Source organism: Chryseobacterium sp. TQ-BC-N36 (assembly GCF_058382295.1).
This window is the reverse complement of record NZ_CM178175.1, coordinates 3,430,056-3,452,100: the sequence shown is the minus strand read 5'-3', so window position 1 is coordinate 3,452,100 and position 22,045 is coordinate 3,430,056. Positions and strand designations below refer to the sequence as shown.

The following is a 22,045-nucleotide window of genomic DNA, read 5'->3' as shown; positions in this document are numbered from 1 at the left end:
GTGCAAATATAGGACGAATATTTATACCCTACAAATATTTTAAAAGAAATTTTCAAAAAAATTATAATTTCCCTGTAAATACCTTGAATATGTCACTTCCAAAGATCAGTAACATCAAGCCTAACAGGAAGATAACTCCGATCATCTGTGCGTTTTCCAAAACTTTCTGTGGAACTGGTTTCCCCACAATAATTTCATATAGTGTAAATAAAACGTGTCCGCCATCAAGTCCCGGAATCGGAATAAGGTTCAGGAATGCCAACCATACGGAGAACATAGCGGTAAAGCTCCAGAAAGCCACCCAATTGATCTTAAAGCTTCCGTCTGCATCTTTATCTAAAGGCATGTTCTTTACAATTGCAATAGGACCTCCCACATTCTTGTAACCCTGAACTTTAGAGTTGAACATGATTTTAAACTGTTTAACCTGAGTTGTTAATGCTTCAATCGTTCTTGTGAATCCTCTTGGAATAGCTTCTCCGAAAGAATATTTTTTATTCGTTACAATAGACTTAGCAATACTTTTTGTATCAATAGCAATACCCAGTTTTCCGTTTTTATCAACAGAAACTGCCGGTAATGTCTGTAATGCCCCATTTCTTTCAACATCAACAGAAACTGTTTTTCCTTTATTTTCACTTAAAAGAGCAGCTACCTCATCAAAGAATGCTGCTTTTTTACCGTTGATGCCTACTATTTTATCTCCTTTTGCCAATCCTGAAGCCTGGGAAGAAGGAGTCGCCAGTGAATCGATGACCATCGAAACTCTTGGTGTGATGTACAGTTTTGCTTCTCTTTGTTTAAGAACGTCAGCTACGCCATCAGCATTTACCGGGAAAGTCACTTCCTGGCCATTTCTTTCTACCGTAACATTGTTTCCTAAAAGAATATTGATGGAGGTGTTTTCAAGTCTTTCTGCAGGCTTACCGTCTACACTGATGATTTTGTCACCATTCTGGAAGCCCATTTTCTTTCCTGCAGCAGTTGCTTCAATACCATTGCTGAACTTTGTAATATCTGTATATGTCTCCCCATTGAAGAAAGACAGACAGCTGTAAATTAACCAGGCAAGGAAAAAGTTAACGGTAACTCCTCCCAACATAATAATAAGTCTCTGCCAGGCTGGTTTTGATCTGAATTCCCATGGTTCTGCCGGTTTTTTCATTTGGGCAGTATCCATACTTTCATCTACCATTCCGGCAATTTTCACATATCCTCCAAAAGGGAGCCATCCGATTCCGTATTTCGTTTGTTCAGGGTGTTTTCTCCAGTCGTTGTCCGGAAGTTTTGATATATCGATAGGAACCTCTTCCTTCTTTCCGTTCACTTCTATTACTTCAGAATCCGGCAGATTCTTTGATAAGAATTTATACTGCCATTTTCCGTTGATTTTCTTCATGGAGAATATGGAGAAATAAGGATCAAAAAACAGGAAAAACTTCTCTGCTCTGGTCTTGAACCATATTGCCGGTAAAAAATGCCCAAGCTCATGAAGAAGCACAAGTATAGAGATGCTCAGAATGAACTGAAAAAGTTTGATTGCTATTTCCATTAATAAATTTTAGATTTTAATTTGCAAAGGTAACAATTATCAAAACTATGCCAAATAAAAAAGCTCCCCGAAACGAGAAGCTTTGTCATATTTAAAGACGATTTGATTATAAATTGAAAGAAACTCCCAGACTGCCATTATTACCTACTTCTGCAAATACCCCAATTTTTTCGTTGAAGAAATAGCGTGCTCCGATGTGAGCACCAATTCCGAAGTCTTTCCCAAGGACCCCAAGATCTACTCCAGGGTAGATATCCCACTTTGAAGGCAGATTCAAAGCGTCCTGTAAATGAAAGTTCAGTCTCCCGAAAACAAAAACACGATTATCCTTATCGTTGTCTTTATAATTGTCAAAGTAGCCGTTAATACCGGCTCCTACTGAAACAAGTTTATTGAGTCCATAGTCATAAGTTCCCGTTATTCCGGTTCCATATCCCCAGGCACTCAGCCCCAGTTGTATTTTCTGATCTCCTTTTCCTGTCCAGGCCTGAGCATTAGCCATAGCGCCAAAAAAGAGGATCGTCACCATAAAAAACAATTTCTTCATAAATTTTAAATTTTTAAGGATATTAATAAAAAATATCTCTATCAAAAATGAAACCGAAAGAATGTAAGCCTTATAAAAATAGCCGACTTTAATAATTTATTAAGAAATTGGGTTTCTTTTTTGTGGGTAAAACTCCCTTTCGGTCGCTTAATTCTCTTTTTGTAATGATAAAAGCTGTATTTTTATACTTCAGATTTGCAATAATTAAAAAAAAATAAAAGATGAAAGTTGTAGGGCTTAATTTAGATATCATCTGGAAAAATAAAAGTGAAAATTTTGAACTCATAGAAAAAGAACTTCAGAATGTGGAGGCAGATCTGTTCCTTCTCCCTGAGATGTTTTCAACGGGATTCTGTATGGATGCTTCCGAAGTTTCAGACAGGAATGGGGAGTCGCTGGAATTTTTGAAAAAAATCTCCAGGGAGAAGAATGCGGCGTTCTGTGGAAGTGCTCCGGTAGAACAGAACGGAAATTTTTATAACAGAATGTATTTTGTAGAGCCTGATGGTGAAACTTCTTTTTACAATAAAAGACATTTATTCTCCTTTTCAGGAGAAGACAAAGTGTATACGCCAGGAAAAGAAAGGGTAATCGTTGAATATAAAGGAATACGTTTCCTGCTTCAGGTGTGCTATGATTTGCGTTTCCCAGTTTTTGCAAGAAACAATGATGATTATGACGCTGTTTTATATGTTGCCAACTGGCCTGAGAAAAGGGTAGGAGCATGGGAGCACCTGTTAAAAGCCAGAGCCATTGAAAATTTATCTTTTGTATTTGGTTTGAATAGAATCGGGACGGATGGAAATGATCTGTTTTATCAGGAAAGTTCTCACTGTTTCTTTGCTGATGGAAAAGAAATCTCAAATAAGCAGGGAAACCTCGTAACCGCGGAATTGAACAGGGACGAATTGAAAGATTTCAGATCGCATTTTCAGTTTCTGAATGACCGGGATCATTTTACGGTTCAATGGTAAAAAAAATAAGGGCTGAAATTTATAAATCTCAGCCCTGTTTTTTATTTAAGAATACTGTTGCAGAAGATTGGTTAATGTATTCACGTCATGAACACCACTTTCCTTCCATAGGAGTTCTCCTTTTTTGAAGATCGCAAGCGTAGGAACTCCGCGAACACCATATTGAGCAGCTAGTGCGGGATATTGGTCCACATCTACCTTTATGATTCTGGCGGCTTCGCCGATATTTTCCTTTACTGTATTTAATACCGAAGACTGTACTTTACAAGGCTGGCACCATGTAGCGAAAAAGTCAATAAGTACGGGCCTTTCGGAATCAATGATTTCCTGAAATTTTTGTGACATAGCTTAGTTTTTTATGATCTTAAGATGTTTTGGATTGGCATACAAAATCCGAAGTAGGGAATTTTTCTGTCTTTTTGATTCCATTAAAACCTCCTTCTATTTCAGTAAAATTTCTGATTCCGTGCGAGTTAAGGATGCTTGCAGCGATCATGCTTCTGTATCCGCCTGCACAGTGAAGAAAGAAGTGTTCGGAATCATCAATAGTTCGTGCCCAGTCACTGATGGTATCCAACGGTTTGTTGTATGCGTTGTCAATATGCTCTGCAGAATACTCAGTCAGTTTTCGCACATCAATTACAGTAGCATCTGTGGTGAACTGTTCTGCAAATTCAGATGGAGAAATTCTTCTAATCTCATCAGTTTCCTTTCCTGCATTTTTCCAGCTCTCAAATCCTCCTTTCAGATAGCCTACTACATGATCAAATCCTACTCTGCTGAGTCTTGTAATGACTTCCTCTTCAGTACCTTCATCGGTTACCAACAGCAGTGGATGTTTCACATCAACGATCAGAGTTCCTACCCAGGGGGCGAAATCTCCTTTTAATCCTATATTGATAGAGTTGGGGATAAAACCTTTATGGAAATCTGCAGCTCCTCTTGTATCTAAAATTAAAGCTCCTGTTTCTTCTGCCACCGCTTCGAAATCTTCCGGTGCAACAGGCTGCAGCCCTTTGTTCATAACTACATCAAGACTTTCATATCCTCCTTTGTTTAACGCGACATTCATTCCGAAATATTTAGGAGGAGCTGTTAAACCATCCAGAACTTCTCTGATGAAAGATGCTTTGTCTGGTTGATTAAGAGCGTAATTAGTCTTCTTTTGGTTACCTAAAATATCAACTGTTTCTTTCTGCATATTTTTTCCACAGGCAGAACCTGCCCCATGGGCCGGATAAACCGTGATACTGTCATTCAGTGGCATGATTTTGTTCTGCAGACTGTCATACAAAATACCCGCCAGGTCTTCCTGGGTAAGATTGGTTGCTTTCTGGGCAAGGTCCGGTCTTCCGACATCGCCTAAAAACAGAGTGTCACCTGTAAAGATTGCAGTTTCTACACCATTTTCATCTATTAAAAGATAAGTACTGCTCTCCATGGTATGTCCCGGAGTGTGCAGAACTTTTATTTTTACTTTTCCAATTTCAAAAATCTGATTGTCCTCTGCAATAATGGCCTCAAATTCAGGAGCCGCAGTAGGGCCATATACAATAGGGGCACCTGTTTTCTTACTTAAATCCAAATGTCCCGATACAAAATCAGCATGGAAGTGGGTTTCAAAAATATATTTTAAAGTGACATTGTCTTTTTCCAGACGATCCAGGTAAGGCTTTACTTCTCTTAAAGGATCAATAATGACTGCTTCATTTTCTGATACAATATAATAGGCACCCTGAGCCAGACAGCCCGTATATATTTGTTCAATTTTCATTGGGGTCTTTTTTTAATGAGTTAAAGATACGAAGTATTAGATGAATTCTAAATGAAATGTTAAATTCCATTGATAGTTTCTTTCAATACTTTGTTAAACATATGTTTAGTATATAGTAGTTTTCTCAGCAAAAAGAATGCCTTACATAGTGCTCATTTGAGAATACTGTTTTATATCATGTTCTTCCCATCGGACAAAATTTTTGAATATCGTGTTTACTCTAGCTTATAATATATTTTGTAAAGGATTTCATTGGTGTTTTCCGTAATGTTTTTATCTGTTTTGAATTGGAGATATTTATCTTTTTTAGCTTCTCCTTCATCATAACGGATCAGTCTGTTGTACCTGTCATAAAGGTAATCTTTAATTTTTCCGTTGTCTGCTAATCTAATGATTTCACCAAAATATTTTTTAGTGTCTTCTTGCATCGGCCACTCTTTTTCATGGGTTTTATAGAATTCTATCATTTTGTTTATAGCGTATACTTCAGACTCGATATTCATATCATTGAAGCCAGTCAGAAGTTCTTTTTTGTCTGCATTTTCTTCAAGCCATTTTATTTTTGCATACGCCGAAGCAATCACAGCATTGGTCATCATAGAATCTCTTTTGAGAACAGGAGCTAAGATGATATCCGGAGTATGGCTAATAGGAAGAGGTTTTTTAGTAGCTATATCCAATACACCAAAATAAGTCTCCGCTTTGGTTTTGAGTTCAGACAGCTGATCATTGGTCATTTCATCACTCGAACCTCTGATTTTAAAACCCCATCCTCCACATTCATAAATAGAAAGAAGTGATTTCTTGTCAGTATATTTTATGCCTTTGAAAAAATCACGTTCACCCATTGCGTGATCAAATATGGAATAGATATAATTTACTTTTACCTGATCATTGGATATGCTTCCAAACATAGGTTTTAAATCTACACTTTTATTAGAGTTTTGATTAAGAACAGTTTCATATACAGCAAATTCATCTCTCAAAAGCTGGTTGTCTACATATTTTTTAGGATAGATATATAAAGTGAGTACAGTTTTACTTTTTTTACTTTTTTGTTGTACATAGCTTACTACAATATGCTTATTCTGTAGATCATAAGATACTATTTCTTCTCTTTGAAAACCAGACCATAAGAGTGGGAAAATTACTGAGGTGGAAAGGTGTGTATAATCGCCTTTAATCTGTAAATTGATAGGTTCGTTTCTTTTCTGAGAAAGGAACAAGGTGGAGTAAAAAGCGAAGATAATGAGTAGAGTTTTTTTTAATGAAATCATGTATGGTATATATGTTGTTCTCAAGGCTAAATTAAATAATAAATTTAGAGAACTAAGAATATAATTTAATCAATAATATTATTTTATTTACTCAATTTTTTCCAAAAACTTTTATATTTATAAGTTAAAAAAACGATCGAATGGCAGACAAAGCACAATTTATTGAAGAATTAAACACTAGATATACTCCTAAAGGAGAACATATTATATTAGGAAAAGGAATGTTGGATGGAGAAGTGGTCCCGGAAGTAAACGTAACAATTCCTTTGAAAACAATCAACCGCCATGGTCTTATCGCAGGAGCTACAGGAACTGGTAAAACGAAAACATTACAGGTGTTTGCAGAACAGCTTTCTCACGCAGGAATTCCCTCTCTTGTTCTTGATATCAAAGGAGATTTCTCCGGGATTGCAGAGGCAGGGCAAATGAACCCCATTATTGAAGAAAGATATGCCAAAACACAGCTGCCCTACAACCCACAAGGCTTTCCTGTAGAATTGATGAGCATTTCCGGAGGAAAAGGTGTGAAATTAAGAGCCACTGTTACAGAATTTGGTCCTGTTTTATTAAGCAAAATTCTTGAGCTTAATGACACTCAGCAAAGCATTATGTCTATTGTCTTCAAATACTGTGATGATAAAGGACTTCCTTTGATTGACCTGAATGATTTGAAGAAGGTATTACAATATGTGACAGATAATGCGCAGGGAAAAGCTGAGCTTGCTGCCAATTACGGATCTATAGCACCGGCATCTCTTGGAACAATTTTAAGATCTATTGTTGCTCTGGAGCAGCAGGGAGCAGCAGATTTCTTTGGAGAATTAAGTTTTGATGTTCAGGATTTACTGGAAACGAGAGATGGAAAAGGGGTTGTCAATATTTTACGAGTATCAGATATTCAGAATAAACCACAGCTTTTCTCCACGTTCATGCTTTCGCTTTTTGCAGAAATTTACATGACCTTCCCGGAAGAAGGAGACAGTGGAAAACCGAAACTGGTATTATTCATTGATGAAGCGCACCTGATTTTTGATGAGGCATCCAAGGCGCTGCTTTCACAAATTGAAACCATGGTGAAACTGATCCGCTCCAAAGGGGTGGGAATCTATTTCATTACCCAGATTCCTGGAGATGTACCTGAAAATGTGCTTTCTCAATTGGGACTGAAAATACAGCATGCGCTGAGAGGTTTTACAGCAAAAGATAAAAAAGAGATTACAAAGGCTGTTGAAAATTATCCTACAACAGAATATTATAATGCTTCCAGCCTGATCCAGAATTTAGGAATTGGGGAAGCATTTGTGACTGCATTGGATGAAAAAGGGATTCCTACACCCTTAGTGCATACGTATCTGATCTCCCCGGAATCCAGAATGGATGTTCTGAGTGATGCGGAAATCTCTGACCTGACCTCCAGATCAGCATTGGTTGCCAAATACGAGCAGGCTGTTGACAGAGAATCTGCTTACGAAATGCTGACCAACAGAATGGAACAGGCAGCTCAAAACCCTGCGCCAACTCAAAAAGCAAAACCGGTGAAAGAAGAGCCCGGAATGTTTGAACAGGTACTGCAGAGTAAAGCAGGCCGTACTTTTACCAATACATTAATGAGAGAAGGGGCAAAAGCAATTCTCGGAATGTTTGGCCTGGGGGGCAGAAGAAGATAATTTTGAAGGATGACCTGCTATATTTTGCTATTTTTTTTGTTATTTTAGCAGGTTATCATTATAACATTAATAATAAAGCAGGGTTTATTGGGGAAACCATAGGCTTTCAATATAAACGACAAACAGCAGTTAACACACATTCAATGTATTCAATTATAGATATAGAAAGTAATGGTGCAGGTTATAGAAATGAATGCATTATAGATATCGCCATCTACAGATATGATGGTCAGAAAATCACTGACCAGTTTATATCTCTGGTAAATCCGGAAGGTGATATTACCCCTTTTGTCCAGAAGCTGACCAGTATTACCCCCAAAATGGTCAAAACTGCTCCGAAATTCCATGAAATTGCCAAAAGAGTTATCGAAATAACTCAAAATACAACATTGGTAGGCCATAACATCGACTTTGATTACAGGATGTTGCGTCAGTCATTCAAAAGGCTTGGTTATGATTTTAAAATCAATACTTTAGATACAATTCCATTAGCGAAAAAACTGATTCCTGATGAGGTAAGTTACTCATTGGGCAAACTGGTGAAGTCTCTTGGGATTCCTTTGACTAACCATCACAGAGCGGAAGGGGATGCCAGGGCCACGTTGGAACTTTTTAAACTTCTGGTTTCAAAAGATACTGAAAACGAGATTATTCAAAAGCAGCATGAAGAGTCCAATGCCAAGACTTATATCAATAAAATAAAAGAACTCACTCAGGATCTTCCTAATGGTAAGGGATTTGTGTACTTTCAGGATGAAGCAGGACGCATTATGTTTTCCGATTATGTTCAGGATATCAATAAGTTTTCTAAAAAAGTGTTCAATTCCAAATCAAAAAAATGGGAACAGATTCAGAAAGATGTTGAGCAGATTAATTTTGAGCTTACCGGAACGGATATCATTGCCAAACTGATTCTAAACTCCAAGAATATTAAAAAGAAAGAAGTTCTTCCTTTCGGTTTATATTTCAGAAACAATAAGTATGTTGTGGAGAAAAACAAACTTAACAAAACAGAGAAGCCTGTCTTAAAATTCAGATCATTTACCCAGGGAACAAAAGCCGTTCAGTTTATTGGTTCTCAGGAAGAGTTTAATGATTTTTCTATATTGAAGCAGAAAATAGAATTCAGAAAAAGAAATGAGCTTTGGCTGGGACCGGGAAGAAAGCTGGGTGAAAAATTATTTTTAATTGTTGAAAACGGGAAAGTGGTTTCTTTTGGTTTTTATGAGCTGTTTACACAGATTCAGACTCTGAGTAAGCTGGCTAAACTGAAAATTGATCTCCAGCTATCATCTGCTGATTTGAATAACGAATTGCAGCTGGCGCTGCTTCGCGGTGACTTTGAAACCTTGCCGCTGCCAAAATGATATAGCAATTAGCACTTTGCCACTTTCTTCAGAAGAAGTGCCTTTCAAATCATTTTTTTAGAATAAAAAAATAAATAGTATTTTTGCAAAAAATAAATACAAGCAATGCAAAATTTTAAACAAAATAAAACTGGAAAAAAGGGGGCTGTAAAGTTCTCTAAGGTTTGGAATATTTAAAAGACTTGTCTTGCATAAAAAATAATCAATGTGGCAGGCTCTTTTTCGAAGAATCTGCCTTTTTTTATGTTAAAATGAAATTATGAATTCAAAAGAATTATTAAAGATTGCCAATGAGTTTGGCACACCAGTGTATGTTTATGATGCTGAGTCCATCAAAGTTCAATACGAAAAACTTACCTCTTCTTTTTTAAAACATACAAAGTTCTTCTATGCAGCGAAGGCATTGACAAACATCAATATCCTTAAGTATGTCAAGAACCTGGGTGCTTCTTTGGATTGTGTATCTATTAATGAAGTTAAACTTGGATTAAAGGCAGGGTTTTCGAAAGAAAGGATATTGTTTACTCCAAATTGTGTTGACTTGGCTGAAATAGAGGAAGCAATGACTTTTGGAGTTCATATCAATATTGATAACATCTCTATTCTAGAGCAGTTTGGAAATAAATTCGGAAATTCTTATCCTATTTTTGTAAGAATCAACCCGCATATTTTTGCAGGAGGTAACTATAAAATTTCAACCGGCCATATAGACAGTAAGTTTGGGATCTCAATTCACCAGCTTCGTCACATTGAAAGAGTGATGAAGAGTACCAATCTTAATGTTGAAGGGCTTCATATGCATACAGGAAGCGAAATCAAAGATCCGGATGTGTTTCTGCAGGCCCTGGATATCATGCTGGAACTTTCCGAGCATTTCCCGAACCTGAAATACCTGGATATGGGAAGTGGTTTCAAAATCCCTTATCAGGATAGTGAAGAAGAAACTGATGTAAGAACATTGGGAAAAAAAGTAGAAAAAGTAATTTCTGAGTTCTCGAAGTCTACTGGAAAAAAATTCGAACTATGGTTTGAACCTGGGAAATTCTTAGTAGGAAAAAGCGGCTATTTATTGGTTAAAGCTAATGTAATCAAGCAGACTACAGCTACTGTATTTGTTGGGGTGAACTCAGGATTTAATCACCTGATCCGTCCAATGTTTTATGATTCTTACCATATGATTGAAAACCTGTCCAATCCAAAAGGAGCAGAAAGAATTTATACGGTAGTAGGAAATATCTGCGAAACAGACACATTCGCCTGGGACAGAAAACTGAATGAAGTAAGAGAAGGGGATATTCTTGCCTTCCATAATGCGGGAGCTTATGGTTTTGAAATGAGTTCAAACTTCAATTCAAGATTAAAGCCTGCTGAAGTGTTATTCCTAGATGGTAAAGCTCACCTGATCCGTAAAAGAGATGAATTTGAAGATCTGCTGAGAAATCAGATCGAAATCGTCATGTAAATCTGAAACGTATTATATAAACAGCCGCCTTTTTGGGTGGCTGTTTTGTTTTAAATTTCTTTTGTATTTAAAACCTGGGAAGTTTAAATGGGCAAAGAATTCAAAATTAAATTACAAGTTTTTAACATTGAAAGCGGGCCGGAGTTTCAACTTTATTAACTAAATTTGATAGTGATAGGGTTTTTTAAGCTATCACAACTCTATTTTCATCAAAGAACAACCACCAAAACATATTGATTATGGCCAAAAATATAGCAGAGCAGATTGTTGAAATGCTCGAAAATGCCAATGTGAAAAGAATTTATGCAGTAACCGGCGACAGTCTCAACCATCTGAATATTGCCGTTAAAAAGAGCAGTATCCAATGGATTCATGTACGTCATGAAGAGGTAGGAGCATATGCTGCCGCTGCAGAGGCAGAGTTGGATGGGCTGGCTGTATGCGCGGGAAGCTGTGGGCCGGGGCATGTTCATCTGATCAATGGAGTTTATGAGGCACATCGTTCGCATGTTCCAATGCTGGTAATTGCTTCTACAATTCCCAGTGACGAAATGGGAATGGATTACTTTCAGGAAACCAATACAATAAAATTGTTTGACGACTGCAGTTATTATAATCAAATGATTACAAGGCCGGAACAGGTACAGAGAACTGTTCAGACGGCTATTCAGCACGCTATTTCCAAAAAAGGAGTTGCTGTGATAGGTCTTCCGGGAGATGTGTCAGAGCTGGAAGCGGAAGAAGCAACAACTTCAGCACAGATCTTTAAGACCAATCCTGTCATAAGACCTTCGGATGGCGAGTTAAAAAGCTTGTCATCTCTTATAAACAGCAGTAAAAAAGTAACATTATATTGCGGAATCGGTGCGGCTGAAGCAAGTGAAGAGGTGATTACACTATCAAAGCTTCTGAAAGCACCTGTAGGATATTCGTTCCGTGGGAAAATGGCTATTCAGCCAAATAATCCAAATGAGGTAGGGCTGACAGGTCTGTTAGGGTTTCCTTCCGCCTATCATGCTATGCATGAAGCAGACCTGGTGATACTTTTGGGTACAGATTTTCCGTATCAGAAATTCATGCCTGTAAAAAATAAAATTGTACAGATTGATGAAAGTCCCGAAAGATTGGGAAGAAGAGCAAAACTGGAATTGGGACTTACCGGCGATGTCAAAGAAACCATAAAAGCATTACTTCCTCTGCTGGAAGAAAAAACAGATGTCCATTTCCTGAATGAGCAGCTTGCATTTTATGATAAAGTGAAAGAAAGTCAACTGGAATATGTAAAAGATTTTGGAAAAGAGAATGCAATCCAACCGGAATATGTGGCACATACACTGGACAGGCTGGCAAAAAATGATGCTATTTTCACTGTGGACACCGGAATGTGCTGTGTGTGGGGAGCCCGGTTTATTACCGGAACCGGACAGAGGAAAATGCTGGGGTCATTTAACCACGGGTCAATGGCCAATGCTATGCCGATGGCGATTGGAGCTGCTTTGGCCCATCCTGAAAAGCAGATTATAGCGATGTGTGGCGATGGTGGTTTTTCGATGCTATTAGGTGATATGGCAACTATTTTTCAGTACAAATTACCGATAAAACTGATTGTTTTCAACAACAGAACCCTGGGAATGGTAAAGCTGGAAATGGAAGTAGGAGGAATGCCGGATAATGAAACGGATATGATCAATCCTGACTTTGCAATGGTGGCTCATGCAATGGGCTATCCTGGTAAAAATGTGCACCTGCCGGAAGAGGTGGAAGGAGCGATCAAAGAATGCCTGGATCATAATGGACCTTATCTTCTGAATATTTTTACAAATCCCAACGCTCTGGCCCTTCCTCCGAAGATTGAATTTGACCAGATCATGGGAATGACCAAATCTATGGCACAACTGATGCTGGGGGGTAAAATGGATGAGGTTTTTGAAACGGTAAAAACCAATTACAAACATCTTAAAGGATTGCTGTAAAATTAAAAATTAAAAAATATTATGGGTTTTAGATCCCCTGTTTAAAACTTCATGCTTTGTGTGAAGTTTTTCTTTTTTATAAATAAGCTAAATATTTACCTTTGTTTATTATTAGTAAACAAAACTATGAGAGCTATATTTTTATTTTTAGCATTATGTGTAATGAATTTTTCATTCGCGCAGGATCAGGAAGAACGCGATGATTCTTTTATCAGAGAAAGCAATAAAAATGTTCTGAAAATAGACATTAAAGAACCTTTTATGCAGATTGCCGTGAAATGTAATGATTTCAAACCGGCAGCTTATGAAGGAGGTGTTGCTGCTTACAAAGATATTCTGAATAAATATATGTATGCCTATCTGAATTCTGATTTCTATGCCCTTACAGGTGACTTTACTTTTACGCTGGTGCTTGATGCCAAAGGAAAAGTAATTGATGTGAAAGGAATGCCTAAAGTGGCCAACAGCGAAGTTTTCTTTGACGACATGCAGTATGTAGTAAGAAGAATCAAAAAAAACTGGACTCCGGCTTCCTGTAACGGACAGCCTGTGGCTTCACAGATTAAGGTTAAAATGAACTTCTCTTCAATGTCAGCTGATATCGATTAAATAATTTAAACACAATAATGAAAAAAACTTTTTTTATCTTTTTTCTGGCTTTTGTATCTCTGCATAAAGCTCAGATACTTGATGAATATCCTGATAAACAGACCTTTTATGAAGGGGGAATGGTTAATTTTTACAAAGATGTTCACGAATTTCTGATCAATAGTAAATTAAAGGAATGTGATGATAAAGAAATTTACCAGCCTAGAATTATCATTACCGAAAGATCTGAAGTTAAATTTATTAAAGATCAGGATACTGCTAATATTGCAAGAAACAAATGTGCATATGATCTGTTCACGGGAAGTTCTTAGAAATCTTAAAAAATGGAAGCCGGCAGAAGCAAAAGGCTGGAAAATTGGAGCTATTACCGAATTTATTTTATACCCAAAAGATTTGATGAGCAATTATCAACCGGGTTATGACGCCAGCAAATTTGTAACGCATACCAAATACCCTAAAGGATCAAAAGCTTTTCATACATTGTTCCATGACAATTTTATGATGATTTTTGAAGATTATCAGCTTAACGGAAAGGTAAATCTGGAATTTTATATCAGTAAAAACGGACATATTATTAATCCCAGAATTTATCCTGAGGTTTATAACCAAAATTTCAATAATGATTTTATGAGAACTCTTACAAGGATGAAAAAGACATGGATACCAGCTTTCTATAAAGATATTCCTATTGTTGAGAGGATTTCATTTCCTGTACAGTTTTCAATAACATTTACTGAAAGATAATCCTGACATTCTGTCACAATATTTTGTATCTTTGCAGACTTATTTGTTCGTAATTGGATACTACGGACTCTAAATTGATTATCGTGCAGGAAAAATATATAGACGAAACAAAGCAGGGCGAAGCTTTTGCTATTGCCGAAAGACCGGAAAATTCTAAAAAACTGTTTTTGGAAAGTTATGGTTGTCAGATGAACTTCTCTGACTCTGAGATTGTTGCATCCATTCTTAATGAACAGGGATATAATACAACAATGAAAGTGGAAGAGGCTGACCTGATTCTATTAAATACATGTTCCATCCGTGAAAAAGCAGAGCAAACGGTAAGAATGCGTCTTTCCCAATTCAAAAATCTTAAAAAAGAGAAACCGAATATGACGGTGGGAGTTTTGGGATGTATGGCGGAAAGGCTGAAAACCAAATTCTTAGAGGAAGAGCAGTTGGTTGACCTTGTCGTAGGCCCGGATGCTTATAGAGATTTACCTAATCTTTTAAAAGAAACTGATGATGGAAGAGATGCAATCAACGTAATCCTGTCCAAAGAAGAAACTTATGCAGACATCAATCCTGTTCGTTTAGGAGGAAACGGCGTTACTGCTTTTGTTACCATTACAAGAGGCTGTGATAATATGTGCACGTTCTGTGTAGTCCCTTTTACCAGAGGAAGAGAAAGAAGCCGTGATCCACACTCTATTATTGAAGAATGTAAAGATCTTGCCAATAACGGATATAAAGAAATTACCCTTTTAGGACAAAACGTAGACTCTTACCTGTGGTATGGTGGAGGCCCTAAAAAAGATTTTGCCAAAGCGTCTGAAATGCAGAAAGCAACGGCAGTTAATTTTGCACAATTACTTGATCAGGTGGCCAAAGCTGTTCCTGAACTGAGAATCAGATTCTCCACTTCAAATCCTCAGGATATGAGTCTTGATGTATTCAGGATGATGGCAAAACACGAGAATATCTGCAAATATGTACACCTTCCTGTACAAAGCGGCAGCAACAATATGCTGGCAGCCATGAACAGACAGCATACCCGTGAGGAATATCTTGATCTGATCAGAAAAGCAAAAGAAATTGTTCCTGAAGTAGCCTTTTCTCAAGACATGATTGTCGGTTTCTGTAATGAAACAGAAGAAGACCATCAGGATACCTTAAGCCTGATGAGAGAAGTGGAATATGATTACGGTTATATGTTTGCTTACTCGGAAAGACCCGGAACTCCGGCTCATAAAAAAATGGAAGATAATATTCCTGCTGATGTGAAGCAGAGACGTCTTGCTGAGGTTATTGCTCTTCAGGGGGAACTTTCCAAACAAAGAATGAAATCCTATGTTGGAAGAGTTCATCAGATACTGATTGAAGGGACTTCAAAAAAGAATGAAAACCAATGGAAAGGAAGAAACTCTCAAAATGCCGTATGTGTCTTCGATAAACTGGAAGGACAGAAAATTGGTGACATGGTGAATGTTTTTGTGTATGACAATACACAAGGCACGCTTTTAGGGAGAACCACAGAATAAAATTAAGTTGTGATCAAGGCGGTTTATCTTTTGGCCCTGTTTTCCTTTGTTATGGTTTGCTGCCAGACAGAAAAGAAGGTGAAAAAATATCCGGCTACTGTAGGTGATATTGAGTTTGATAAAAAGCTGGATGATGCTGATTTTAAAAAATGTAGCTCAGAAAAATGGGGACATTTCAGCTTTCAGTATTACCAGGGCTCCAAGCAGTTTAGTTACCGGGGAGAAAAGATCGCGATCACTGAAAAACTTAAAAAAGAGAATATATATTCAGAAAAGTGTATCAACGGTTATATTACCGTAAGATTTTTAGTAAATTGTGAAGGAAAGGCAGGCTTGTTCAGAGTACAGCATATGACCATGGATCTGAAAGATTCTGAGCTGGATGCAGAGTTGGAGAACAGGCTGTTGCAATTTACAAAATCACTTAATGGCTGGATGCCTAAAGAGATAAAAGGTTTAAAAGTAGATTATTATCAGTATTTAACCTATAAAATTGAAAATGGAAAAGTTTCAGAGGTATTACCTTAGCTTTTTGCTACTTATAGTGTACACCAATACTATTGCACAGGTTAACTGTAATGCAGTAGAGGGGGAGAACTGCAAAAAAGCATGCGAGCTATACAACTGGGCTTCAGATTTACAAGGGTTTGCCGAATCCCAGGAAGGCTTTGATAAAGCGATTGACCTGTGCCCCGATTTCTCCCATGCTTATATGGAGAAAGCAGTTCCATATCTTAAGAACGGAGATTTTGTAACCTGGAAGATTTTAATTGACAAAGCAGTTGCTTTGGACCCTAAAATGTATCTTGGATACAGAGGATGGAGTAAGTTTCAGTTTTTAAGAGACTATAAGGGGGCTATTCAGGATTTAGAAGATTTAAAAAAATATGAATCCGGAGATCTGGGAAGGTCTCAGAACGGGGACTATAATCTGGATGTGGTAAGAGCCATGTCCTACAGTGCGTTAGGGCAGAAAGAAAAAGCCGCCGGGATTATAGAAATGCTTCTGGCTACCAGAGGCTATGTGAAGGGAATGTTTGATCATTACCAGCTGGGAGTTACTTATTTCGAGCTGGGAAGATATGACAGGGCCCTGGAAAATTTTGAAAAACAAAGCAAAGAATACGACTTTGCCGAGAATATATACTTTAAGAGTAAAGTTTCTAAGATCAGAAACAAAGATTATTTGGATTTAAAAAAGTTAGCCTTACAAACGTATGATGAAGGAAAGACGATGAAAGATGTCTATACTCATCATTTTAACAAAGTCTACAGACAACAGATTGAAGAACTGTAGAAGATTAACATTAAATCAATAATCAAAAATTTACTTATGAGCAACGAGCTACAAAACATAAAAAACCGTTTCGGAATTATCGGAAACTTTCCTGCACTCAATCGTGCCCTGGAGAAATCTATCCAGGTTGCCCCTACAGATATTTCTGTACTGGTGATTGGAGAAAGTGGGGTAGGAAAAGAATTTATTCCGAAAATCATTCATTCAGAATCCAGAAGAAAACATCAGCCTTATATTGTGGTAAACTGTGGTGCAATTCCGGAAGGAACCATAGATTCTGAGCTTTTCGGACACGAAAAAGGAGCTTTTACAGGAGCAACAGCTACAAGAAAAGGATATTTTGAAGTGGCAGACGGAGGAACCATCTTTCTGGATGAGGTGGGAGAGCTTCCCCTGCAGACCCAGGTACGTCTTTTAAGGGTTCTGGAAAGTGGTGAATTTATGAAAGTGGGTTCTTCACAGGTTCAGAAAACCAATGTTAGAATTGTGGCCGCTACCAACGTTAATATGATGAAGGCCATCCATGACGGAAGATTCCGTGAGGATTTGTATTATCGTCTGAATACTGTTCAGATTGATATGCCGCCTTTAAGAGAAAGGAAAGGGGATATCCATTTGTTATTCAGGAAGTTTGCAATAGATTTTGCGGAAAAATACAGAATGCCGGAGCTGGAGCTGGAGCAAAGTGCAGTTCACTATATAGAAAGCTATTCTTTTCCTGGAAATGTCCGTCAGCTAAGAAATTTAGTGGAACAGATGACCGTTGTGGAAAGAAACAGAAGTATCACAGCAGAAAAGCTTGCAGAATATATTCCCATGGAGACGCACCTTCCTATGGTCGTAAATAATCAGAATACTCCCAAACAGAATGATTTCGGAAGTGAAAGGGAAATCATGTATAAAATTCTGTTTGATATGAGAAATGATATTAATGATTTAAAATCATTAACTTCGGAACTGATCAAAAACAGAGGAACAGCAGATCTGAGCAACCATGAGAAAAACCTGATCAACAGGATTTATACTTCTTCTGATAACCAGTCACAGGTAAATTCAGGATCTTTACTGTATTTTGAAAATAATAATGATACACCGGCGGTTCAGACCCCGACAATCATTTCAACACCTGAAGACAGCTATGAAGATATTGAAGATATCGAGGTGGAAGAAAACAGACCAGAGTCTCTTTCTCTTCAGAATAATGAAAAAGATTTGATTATCAAAGCTTTAGAAAAACATAAGGGACGTAGGAATCGAGCTGCGGATGAATTAGGGATCTCACAAAGAACCTTATACAGAAAAATAAAACAATATAATCTGGAAGATTAGCACCACATAAATAATGAAAGTAAATTTAGTGCCTAAACCGATCAATTTTAAACTCGGAGAATATATTAATAAAGGTTTTGAACTTTTAAAGAAAGATTTCGGGAACATTTTTATAGCGTTCTTAATATGTTTTATCATGTCCATTATCCCTTTCTGCGGACTTTTAGCGATGGGTAATTTATATAAGTATCTTCAGAAGCTTAGTCAAAATCAGACAGCAAGTCCTGGAGATATCTTTGATTTTAAAGATTTTATGCCTTACTTTATGCTGCAGTTAATTATTTTTGGTGGAGTTTTAGCGCTTTACATTCCTTTTTTTGCTGTGCTGGGCCTATCAGGTGCGTTGTCAGAGGGTAATGAGCCCAATCCAATGGTGGTAACTTTTATGTTTCCTTACTTTTTCTTAATGATTGCGGCGATATATTACTTCGTATTGAAGGGGTTTTATATTGTTCCGTTAATTAGCCTTAAGGGAGTAAAAGAAATAAAAGAGGCCTGGAATATTTCAAAAATAATGAGCCAAGGAAATCTGCTTTCAATTTTTCTTTTCTCATTGATCGTAAGTATTCTGGCACAGGTTGGAATTCTTGCATGTGGAATTGGAATTTTTCTTACTTTACCATTTTTATATACAGCAAATTATTTTGCTTTTGAAGATGCTATTCAACAAATTGAGTATGATGAAATTACGGAAATCGGATCTAAAAATGAATTTTAAAGATAAACATATCAGTCTGAAACAATCATTGCTAACAGGAATGCTTTTTGCGTTGCTAGGTGTTTTACATTCATGCTACAGCTTTACGGGGTCATCTCTTACAGATGAAAAAACAGTTCAGATCAATGAATTTCCTAATAATGCACCGCTGGTAAACCCTGCCTTATCACAACAGTTCTCTACGGCAATACAAAACAGATTTCTTCAGAGAACAACATTGAAGGGGACAAAAGAAAACCCTGATATCCTGATTGAAGGTGAGATTACAGATTATTCCATTACCCCTACTACCATCAGCTCCAATACCCAGACAAACCCTTCGGGAGGAGTGGTTCAACAGGGACAGAATAAGCTGACCATTACCGTAAAGGTACATTATGAAAATAAAATTCATCCGGAATCAAGTTTTGACAGAACCTATTCCGATGAGGCAGCGTTCAACAGTGATGTATCACTCAGTCAGATCGAAGACCAACAGGTAAAGCTGGTGACAGACAGAATTATTAATAAGATATTTAACGACATTGTAGCGAATTGGTAAGATGAATCCGAGAGTTTTAGAATTAATAAAAAATCCGAAAAATATTCAATTGGAAGACCTGGGTCTTTTGAAAGAAGAGATTCACACTTTTCCTTATATTCAGAATATCAGGGCGCTCCATTTGTATGGGGTTCACCTGTATGAAAAAGAAAATTATCAGAAAGAGCTTTCGACAACAGCAGCCTATACTACCGATAAAAAGATTTTGTACCAGCTGATCAACGGAAAAATCAGGCAGGAATCCAAACCGGAAATCGCAGGTGAAAAAGCACTTTCTAAAACAAGTGAAAAACCTGCTCCATTAGCTCTTAAAACCAAATCTTTTCCAATTAAAAGAGAAGAGGAGGTTTCGTTGGAAAATTCATCAGATGAGCCGGACAATACTTGTACTTTACCCGTTTTACAGGAAGTTAAATATGTTTACATAAACGGAGAGCGAAACAGGATTTTATTTGAAGGTGAAGAAAATTTCCTTGATGAGCAGAATTCTGAGACTATAGATCTTGAATCTACCATTGAATCAGGAACTCTGGTAACTCAAAAGGCAGAGACAATAGTTGACGAGCCGGTTCAGCAGGAAGCAGAATCAATACAAACTGAAACAGAGGAAAAAGCAGGAGAAGAGTTTACACCGGAAATTATCATTCATGAAAATGAGATTTACTCAGGAACAGAAGAAGAGGTAGCTGAAGAAGAAAACACAAGCTTCCATGAGGTTGATCCTTTATTACCTGAGGTAAATATTCATGAAGAAATAGCGCAAGAGCCTATAAATATAGAAACAGCGGATAATGATATCTTACCTGCTGCTGAAAACGAAGATTCTGTGAAAGAAGTATCTGATGCAGAAGTAAGTTTCCATGGAACAGATTCTTTCATGCCGGATGTTAAAATCCAGGCAAACAATGAAGAGATTGGAGACAGGACTGAATTTTCCCAGCCTAATGTTAATAAGCATGAGGAAGAAATGAGACGGCTGATCGAACAGGTTGAGAAAAAAATGAAGGAGACTAAAACTGCTCCGGAAGAAACAGAGCCTGAAGTCGTGGAAGATCACGGAATCAGCTTTGCTGAAACACAAAGTTTTCATTTTTGGTCAACAAGCGAAGAGAAACCTGAGGAAACTAAAGAAGAATCAGAACAGAAAGAAATTGTTGAAGATCATTTGCCTGTAGAAGAGTCTAAAGCTGAAGCTGTAGAAGAAAAAGAGGCTCCTGAAGTTCAGTCTACCTGGAAGCCGATGAGCGTAGAGTCTAATTTACCGGATTCCTTAATCAGCAAGTCTGAAAAAGTATCAGCTCCTGAAATGAAAACTCAGGTAGTTGAAGCAGCTCCTGCTGCAGAATCTGAAGCGGCTGTTGAAGAGCCTCAGCTCTCTGAGGTTAATGAAAACTCCAAAGAAATAGCCCCAGAAGAAGTTCTGCAGCCCGCAGAAAACTCTGCACCGGTTGAATCAATTGAAGAAGAAGATAAGGAAGCTTTAAAAGAGGATGTTCCTGTAATGAATGTTTCTTTCTTCGGAACCGATATTTCTACACTTAAGGTTGAAGAAAAGCAGAAGGAAAATAAAGAAGAACCTGTGGAAAAAGGGCAGGAGGTTACTATGAAACATACAACTCAGTCATCTGCAGACAGTAATGTTCCTGGTTTTATTAATACATGGCAAAGCTGGCTTAAGATTGACAGAACAGGGGAAGTTGAAAAGGAAAAAGCTGTAATTAAAGAAAAGGCTATTGAAACTTTTATTGAAAACAATCCTAGGATCAGTCAGTTAAAAGAAGAAAGTACTTATGTGGTTAAAGAAAAAAATGATGATATCTCTCACTTGATGACAGAGACATTGGCTAATCTCTATTTTGAACAGAAATTGTATACCAAAGCGATAAAAGCATTTGAAATATTAATCAAAAAAAGTCCAGAGAAAAAAGAATATTTTGAATCTAAAATACAGGATATTAAGGACTTCAGAAGTAAAAGTTAAAAGAAGAAGGTACTGTTTCGCAGTACCTTCTTCTTTTTTATAAATTGGGAGGATCATTTTTGCTTCCTCTTAGCTTTTTCCAGGCCCTTCGTCCAAAGACAATAACAATAATTAATATGATTATTGCGAAAATTGCTGCCATAACCGGAGCTGCCATAGCCAGTACAGACATAAGGCCTGCTCCTGCTGTTTCGGTTGTTCCTACGACAGAATTTCCTAATCCTCCTGTAGTAGCTGTAGAAGCAGCCCTTATTCCGGCAAATCCGGAACTGATGGTTGCGGCTGTGCCCCCACCGGCAATTAAAGCCAATGCCCATTGTGGAAAAGTTCCAAGCTCTGTAAACTGGCTGGCAAATAATATAGATCCGGCAACCGTAGCCATTGGAATTGATACGGTATCCAGTAAATGATCAATGAAAGGAATATAATAAGCCAGAATCTCAACAACGGTAGCTATTCCTGTTGTAATAAGGGTAGGCAGACCCGCAAGCCATGCAAAATGCTCATTCATAGGAATCCAGTTGAAATAAGAGGCAAGGCTTACGATAAACATAGGGAGAAACACCCGGAAGCCGGTAGCTGCAGCCAGTCCAATGCCAATAAATGCACTGATGATATAAGAAAAGTAGGGAACATTATCTAACATATTAATTTTCAGATTTATTGTTTTCTCTAAATTACAAAAACTATATGATATTAAATGCTGCCGATTT

21 protein-coding genes are annotated in these 22,045 nt (G+C 37.4%); 15 read left to right on the top strand and 6 right to left on the bottom strand.

What is annotated here, in order from left to right:
* Window positions 1-61: 61 nt before the first annotated feature.
* The gene (rseP, locus tag AC3FI7_RS15385) at window positions 62-1,552 is read right to left on the bottom strand and encodes an RIP metalloprotease RseP (RefSeq protein WP_491460441.1); all 1,491 of its coding nucleotides are present in this window, start codon (window positions 1,550-1,552) and stop codon (window positions 62-64) included.
* A gap of 106 nt (window positions 1,553-1,658) precedes the next feature.
* Complete coding sequence (locus AC3FI7_RS15380; protein ID WP_343660994.1) at window positions 1,659-2,099, bottom strand: DUF6646 family protein; 441 nt, start codon at window positions 2,097-2,099, stop codon at window positions 1,659-1,661.
* Window positions 2,100-2,320: 221 nt separating this feature from the next.
* Here AC3FI7_RS15380 and AC3FI7_RS15375 point away from each other — a divergent pair, with 221 nt between their 5' ends.
* Window positions 2,321-3,073: a nitrilase family protein gene (locus tag AC3FI7_RS15375; protein ID WP_142725194.1), complete on the top strand. Its 753-nt coding sequence runs from the start codon at window positions 2,321-2,323 to the stop codon at window positions 3,071-3,073.
* Window positions 3,074-3,118: 45 nt separating this feature from the next.
* On the opposite strand, the gene AC3FI7_RS15370 is transcribed toward AC3FI7_RS15375, so the two are convergent.
* The 3 genes from AC3FI7_RS15370 to AC3FI7_RS15360 all read right to left on the bottom strand — a co-directional run bounded on the left by AC3FI7_RS15370 (window position 3,119) and on the right by AC3FI7_RS15360 (window position 6,124).
* A complete protein-coding gene (locus tag AC3FI7_RS15370; protein ID WP_142725193.1) occupies window positions 3,119-3,418 on the bottom strand; it encodes a thioredoxin family protein in 300 nt (99 codons plus the stop codon).
* A 19-nt stretch (window positions 3,419-3,437) separates the two neighbouring features.
* The gene (locus AC3FI7_RS15365) at window positions 3,438-4,847 is read right to left on the bottom strand and encodes an MBL fold metallo-hydrolase (protein ID WP_142725192.1); all 1,410 of its coding nucleotides are present in this window, start codon (window positions 4,845-4,847) and stop codon (window positions 3,438-3,440) included.
* 215 nt (window positions 4,848-5,062) lie between these two features.
* The gene (locus AC3FI7_RS15360; RefSeq protein ID WP_343660996.1) at window positions 5,063-6,124 is read right to left on the bottom strand and encodes a hypothetical protein; all 1,062 of its coding nucleotides are present in this window, start codon (window positions 6,122-6,124) and stop codon (window positions 5,063-5,065) included.
* Window positions 6,125-6,264: 140 nt separating this feature from the next.
* Here AC3FI7_RS15360 and AC3FI7_RS15355 point away from each other — a divergent pair, with 140 nt between their 5' ends.
* The 14 genes from AC3FI7_RS15355 (at window position 6,265) to AC3FI7_RS15290 (ending at window position 21,332) form a co-directional block, all read left to right on the top strand.
* Complete coding sequence (locus AC3FI7_RS15355; RefSeq protein ID WP_343660998.1) at window positions 6,265-7,791, top strand: helicase HerA-like domain-containing protein; 1,527 nt, start codon at window positions 6,265-6,267, stop codon at window positions 7,789-7,791.
* A gap of 143 nt (window positions 7,792-7,934) precedes the next feature.
* Window positions 7,935-9,158: a 3'-5' exonuclease gene (locus AC3FI7_RS15350; RefSeq protein ID WP_343660999.1), complete on the top strand. Its 1,224-nt coding sequence runs from the start codon at window positions 7,935-7,937 to the stop codon at window positions 9,156-9,158.
* A 259-nt stretch (window positions 9,159-9,417) separates the two neighbouring features.
* Window positions 9,418-10,620: a diaminopimelate decarboxylase gene (gene lysA / locus AC3FI7_RS15345; RefSeq protein ID WP_172617097.1), complete on the top strand. Its 1,203-nt coding sequence runs from the start codon at window positions 9,418-9,420 to the stop codon at window positions 10,618-10,620.
* Between the two features lie 239 nt (window positions 10,621-10,859).
* Complete coding sequence (locus tag AC3FI7_RS15340; RefSeq protein ID WP_491460440.1) at window positions 10,860-12,593, top strand: thiamine pyrophosphate-dependent enzyme; 1,734 nt, start codon at window positions 10,860-10,862, stop codon at window positions 12,591-12,593.
* A 162-nt stretch (window positions 12,594-12,755) separates the two neighbouring features.
* A complete protein-coding gene (locus tag AC3FI7_RS15335) occupies window positions 12,756-13,202 on the top strand; it encodes a hypothetical protein (RefSeq protein WP_142725187.1) in 447 nt (148 codons plus the stop codon).
* Window positions 13,203-13,219: 17 nt separating this feature from the next.
* Window positions 13,220-13,513, top strand: a complete 294-nt coding sequence (locus AC3FI7_RS15330) for a hypothetical protein (protein ID WP_491460439.1) — start codon at window positions 13,220-13,222, stop codon at window positions 13,511-13,513.
* Window positions 13,488-13,946: an energy transducer TonB gene (locus AC3FI7_RS15325; RefSeq protein WP_491460438.1), complete on the top strand. Its 459-nt coding sequence runs from the start codon at window positions 13,488-13,490 to the stop codon at window positions 13,944-13,946. The genes AC3FI7_RS15330 and AC3FI7_RS15325 overlap by 26 nt, the downstream gene beginning before the upstream one ends.
* Before the next feature lie 83 nt (window positions 13,947-14,029).
* Window positions 14,030-15,466, top strand: a complete 1,437-nt coding sequence (gene miaB / locus AC3FI7_RS15320; protein ID WP_291902658.1) for a tRNA (N6-isopentenyl adenosine(37)-C2)-methylthiotransferase MiaB — start codon at window positions 14,030-14,032, stop codon at window positions 15,464-15,466.
* A 78-nt stretch (window positions 15,467-15,544) separates the two neighbouring features.
* Window positions 15,545-15,994, top strand: coding sequence for a hypothetical protein (locus AC3FI7_RS15315; protein ID WP_343661003.1), 450 nt, complete (start codon window positions 15,545-15,547; stop codon window positions 15,992-15,994).
* On the top strand, window positions 15,966-16,763 hold the full coding sequence (locus tag AC3FI7_RS15310) for a tetratricopeptide repeat protein (protein ID WP_343661005.1): 798 nt from the start codon (window positions 15,966-15,968) through the stop codon (window positions 16,761-16,763). Before AC3FI7_RS15315 ends, AC3FI7_RS15310 begins: the two co-directional genes overlap by 29 nt.
* A 36-nt stretch (window positions 16,764-16,799) precedes the next feature.
* A complete protein-coding gene (locus AC3FI7_RS15305; protein WP_142725182.1) occupies window positions 16,800-18,092 on the top strand; it encodes a sigma-54 interaction domain-containing protein in 1,293 nt (430 codons plus the stop codon).
* Window positions 18,093-18,105: 13 nt separating this feature from the next.
* The gene (locus AC3FI7_RS15300; protein ID WP_343661006.1) at window positions 18,106-18,810 is read left to right on the top strand and encodes a hypothetical protein; all 705 of its coding nucleotides are present in this window, start codon (window positions 18,106-18,108) and stop codon (window positions 18,808-18,810) included.
* A complete protein-coding gene (locus AC3FI7_RS15295; protein ID WP_343661008.1) occupies window positions 18,800-19,351 on the top strand; it encodes an LptE family protein in 552 nt (183 codons plus the stop codon). Before AC3FI7_RS15300 ends, AC3FI7_RS15295 begins: the two co-directional genes overlap by 11 nt.
* 1 nt (window position 19,352) lies before the next feature.
* The gene (locus AC3FI7_RS15290) at window positions 19,353-21,332 is read left to right on the top strand and encodes a DUF8458 domain-containing protein (RefSeq protein ID WP_343661009.1); all 1,980 of its coding nucleotides are present in this window, start codon (window positions 19,353-19,355) and stop codon (window positions 21,330-21,332) included.
* A gap of 37 nt (window positions 21,333-21,369) precedes the next feature.
* On the opposite strand, the gene AC3FI7_RS15285 is transcribed toward AC3FI7_RS15290, so the two are convergent.
* Window positions 21,370-21,978 (bottom strand): DUF4126 domain-containing protein, encoded by a 609-nt coding sequence (locus AC3FI7_RS15285; RefSeq protein ID WP_343661011.1) that lies wholly within the window; start codon window positions 21,976-21,978, stop codon window positions 21,370-21,372.
* Window positions 21,979-22,045 lie beyond the last annotated feature (67 nt).

What these genes read in the sequence shown, in the direction of transcription:
- rseP (WP_491460441.1), bottom strand. Translation starts at nt 1,552, where the DNA reads ATGGAAATAGCAATCAAACTTTTTCAGTTCATTCTGAGCATCTCTATA.
- AC3FI7_RS15380 (WP_343660994.1), bottom strand. Translation starts at nt 2,099, where the DNA reads ATGAAGAAATTGTTTTTTATGGTGACGATCCTCTTTTTTGGCGCTATG.
- AC3FI7_RS15375 (WP_142725194.1), top strand. Translation starts at nt 2,321, where the DNA reads ATGAAAGTTGTAGGGCTTAATTTAGATATCATCTGGAAAAATAAAAGT.
- AC3FI7_RS15370 (WP_142725193.1), bottom strand. Translation starts at nt 3,418, where the DNA reads ATGTCACAAAAATTTCAGGAAATCATTGATTCCGAAAGGCCCGTACTT.
- AC3FI7_RS15365 (WP_142725192.1), bottom strand. Translation starts at nt 4,847, where the DNA reads ATGAAAATTGAACAAATATATACGGGCTGTCTGGCTCAGGGTGCCTAT.
- AC3FI7_RS15360 (WP_343660996.1), bottom strand. Translation starts at nt 6,124, where the DNA reads ATGATTTCATTAAAAAAAACTCTACTCATTATCTTCGCTTTTTACTCC.
- AC3FI7_RS15355 (WP_343660998.1), top strand. Translation starts at nt 6,265, where the DNA reads ATGGCAGACAAAGCACAATTTATTGAAGAATTAAACACTAGATATACT.
- AC3FI7_RS15350 (WP_343660999.1), top strand. Translation starts at nt 7,935, where the DNA reads ATGTATTCAATTATAGATATAGAAAGTAATGGTGCAGGTTATAGAAAT.
- lysA (WP_172617097.1), top strand. Translation starts at nt 9,418, where the DNA reads ATGAATTCAAAAGAATTATTAAAGATTGCCAATGAGTTTGGCACACCA.
- AC3FI7_RS15340 (WP_491460440.1), top strand. Translation starts at nt 10,860, where the DNA reads ATGGCCAAAAATATAGCAGAGCAGATTGTTGAAATGCTCGAAAATGCC.
- AC3FI7_RS15335 (WP_142725187.1), top strand. Translation starts at nt 12,756, where the DNA reads ATGAATTTTTCATTCGCGCAGGATCAGGAAGAACGCGATGATTCTTTT.
- AC3FI7_RS15330 (WP_491460439.1), top strand. Translation starts at nt 13,220, where the DNA reads ATGAAAAAAACTTTTTTTATCTTTTTTCTGGCTTTTGTATCTCTGCAT.
- AC3FI7_RS15325 (WP_491460438.1), top strand. Translation starts at nt 13,488, where the DNA reads ATGATCTGTTCACGGGAAGTTCTTAGAAATCTTAAAAAATGGAAGCCG.
- AC3FI7_RS15310 (WP_343661005.1), top strand. Translation starts at nt 15,966, where the DNA reads ATGGAAAAGTTTCAGAGGTATTACCTTAGCTTTTTGCTACTTATAGTG.
- AC3FI7_RS15305 (WP_142725182.1), top strand. Translation starts at nt 16,800, where the DNA reads ATGAGCAACGAGCTACAAAACATAAAAAACCGTTTCGGAATTATCGGA.
- AC3FI7_RS15300 (WP_343661006.1), top strand. Translation starts at nt 18,106, where the DNA reads ATGAAAGTAAATTTAGTGCCTAAACCGATCAATTTTAAACTCGGAGAA.
- AC3FI7_RS15295 (WP_343661008.1), top strand. Translation starts at nt 18,800, where the DNA reads ATGAATTTTAAAGATAAACATATCAGTCTGAAACAATCATTGCTAACA.
- AC3FI7_RS15290 (WP_343661009.1), top strand. Translation starts at nt 19,353, where the DNA reads ATGAATCCGAGAGTTTTAGAATTAATAAAAAATCCGAAAAATATTCAA.
- AC3FI7_RS15285 (WP_343661011.1), bottom strand. Translation starts at nt 21,978, where the DNA reads ATGTTAGATAATGTTCCCTACTTTTCTTATATCATCAGTGCATTTATT.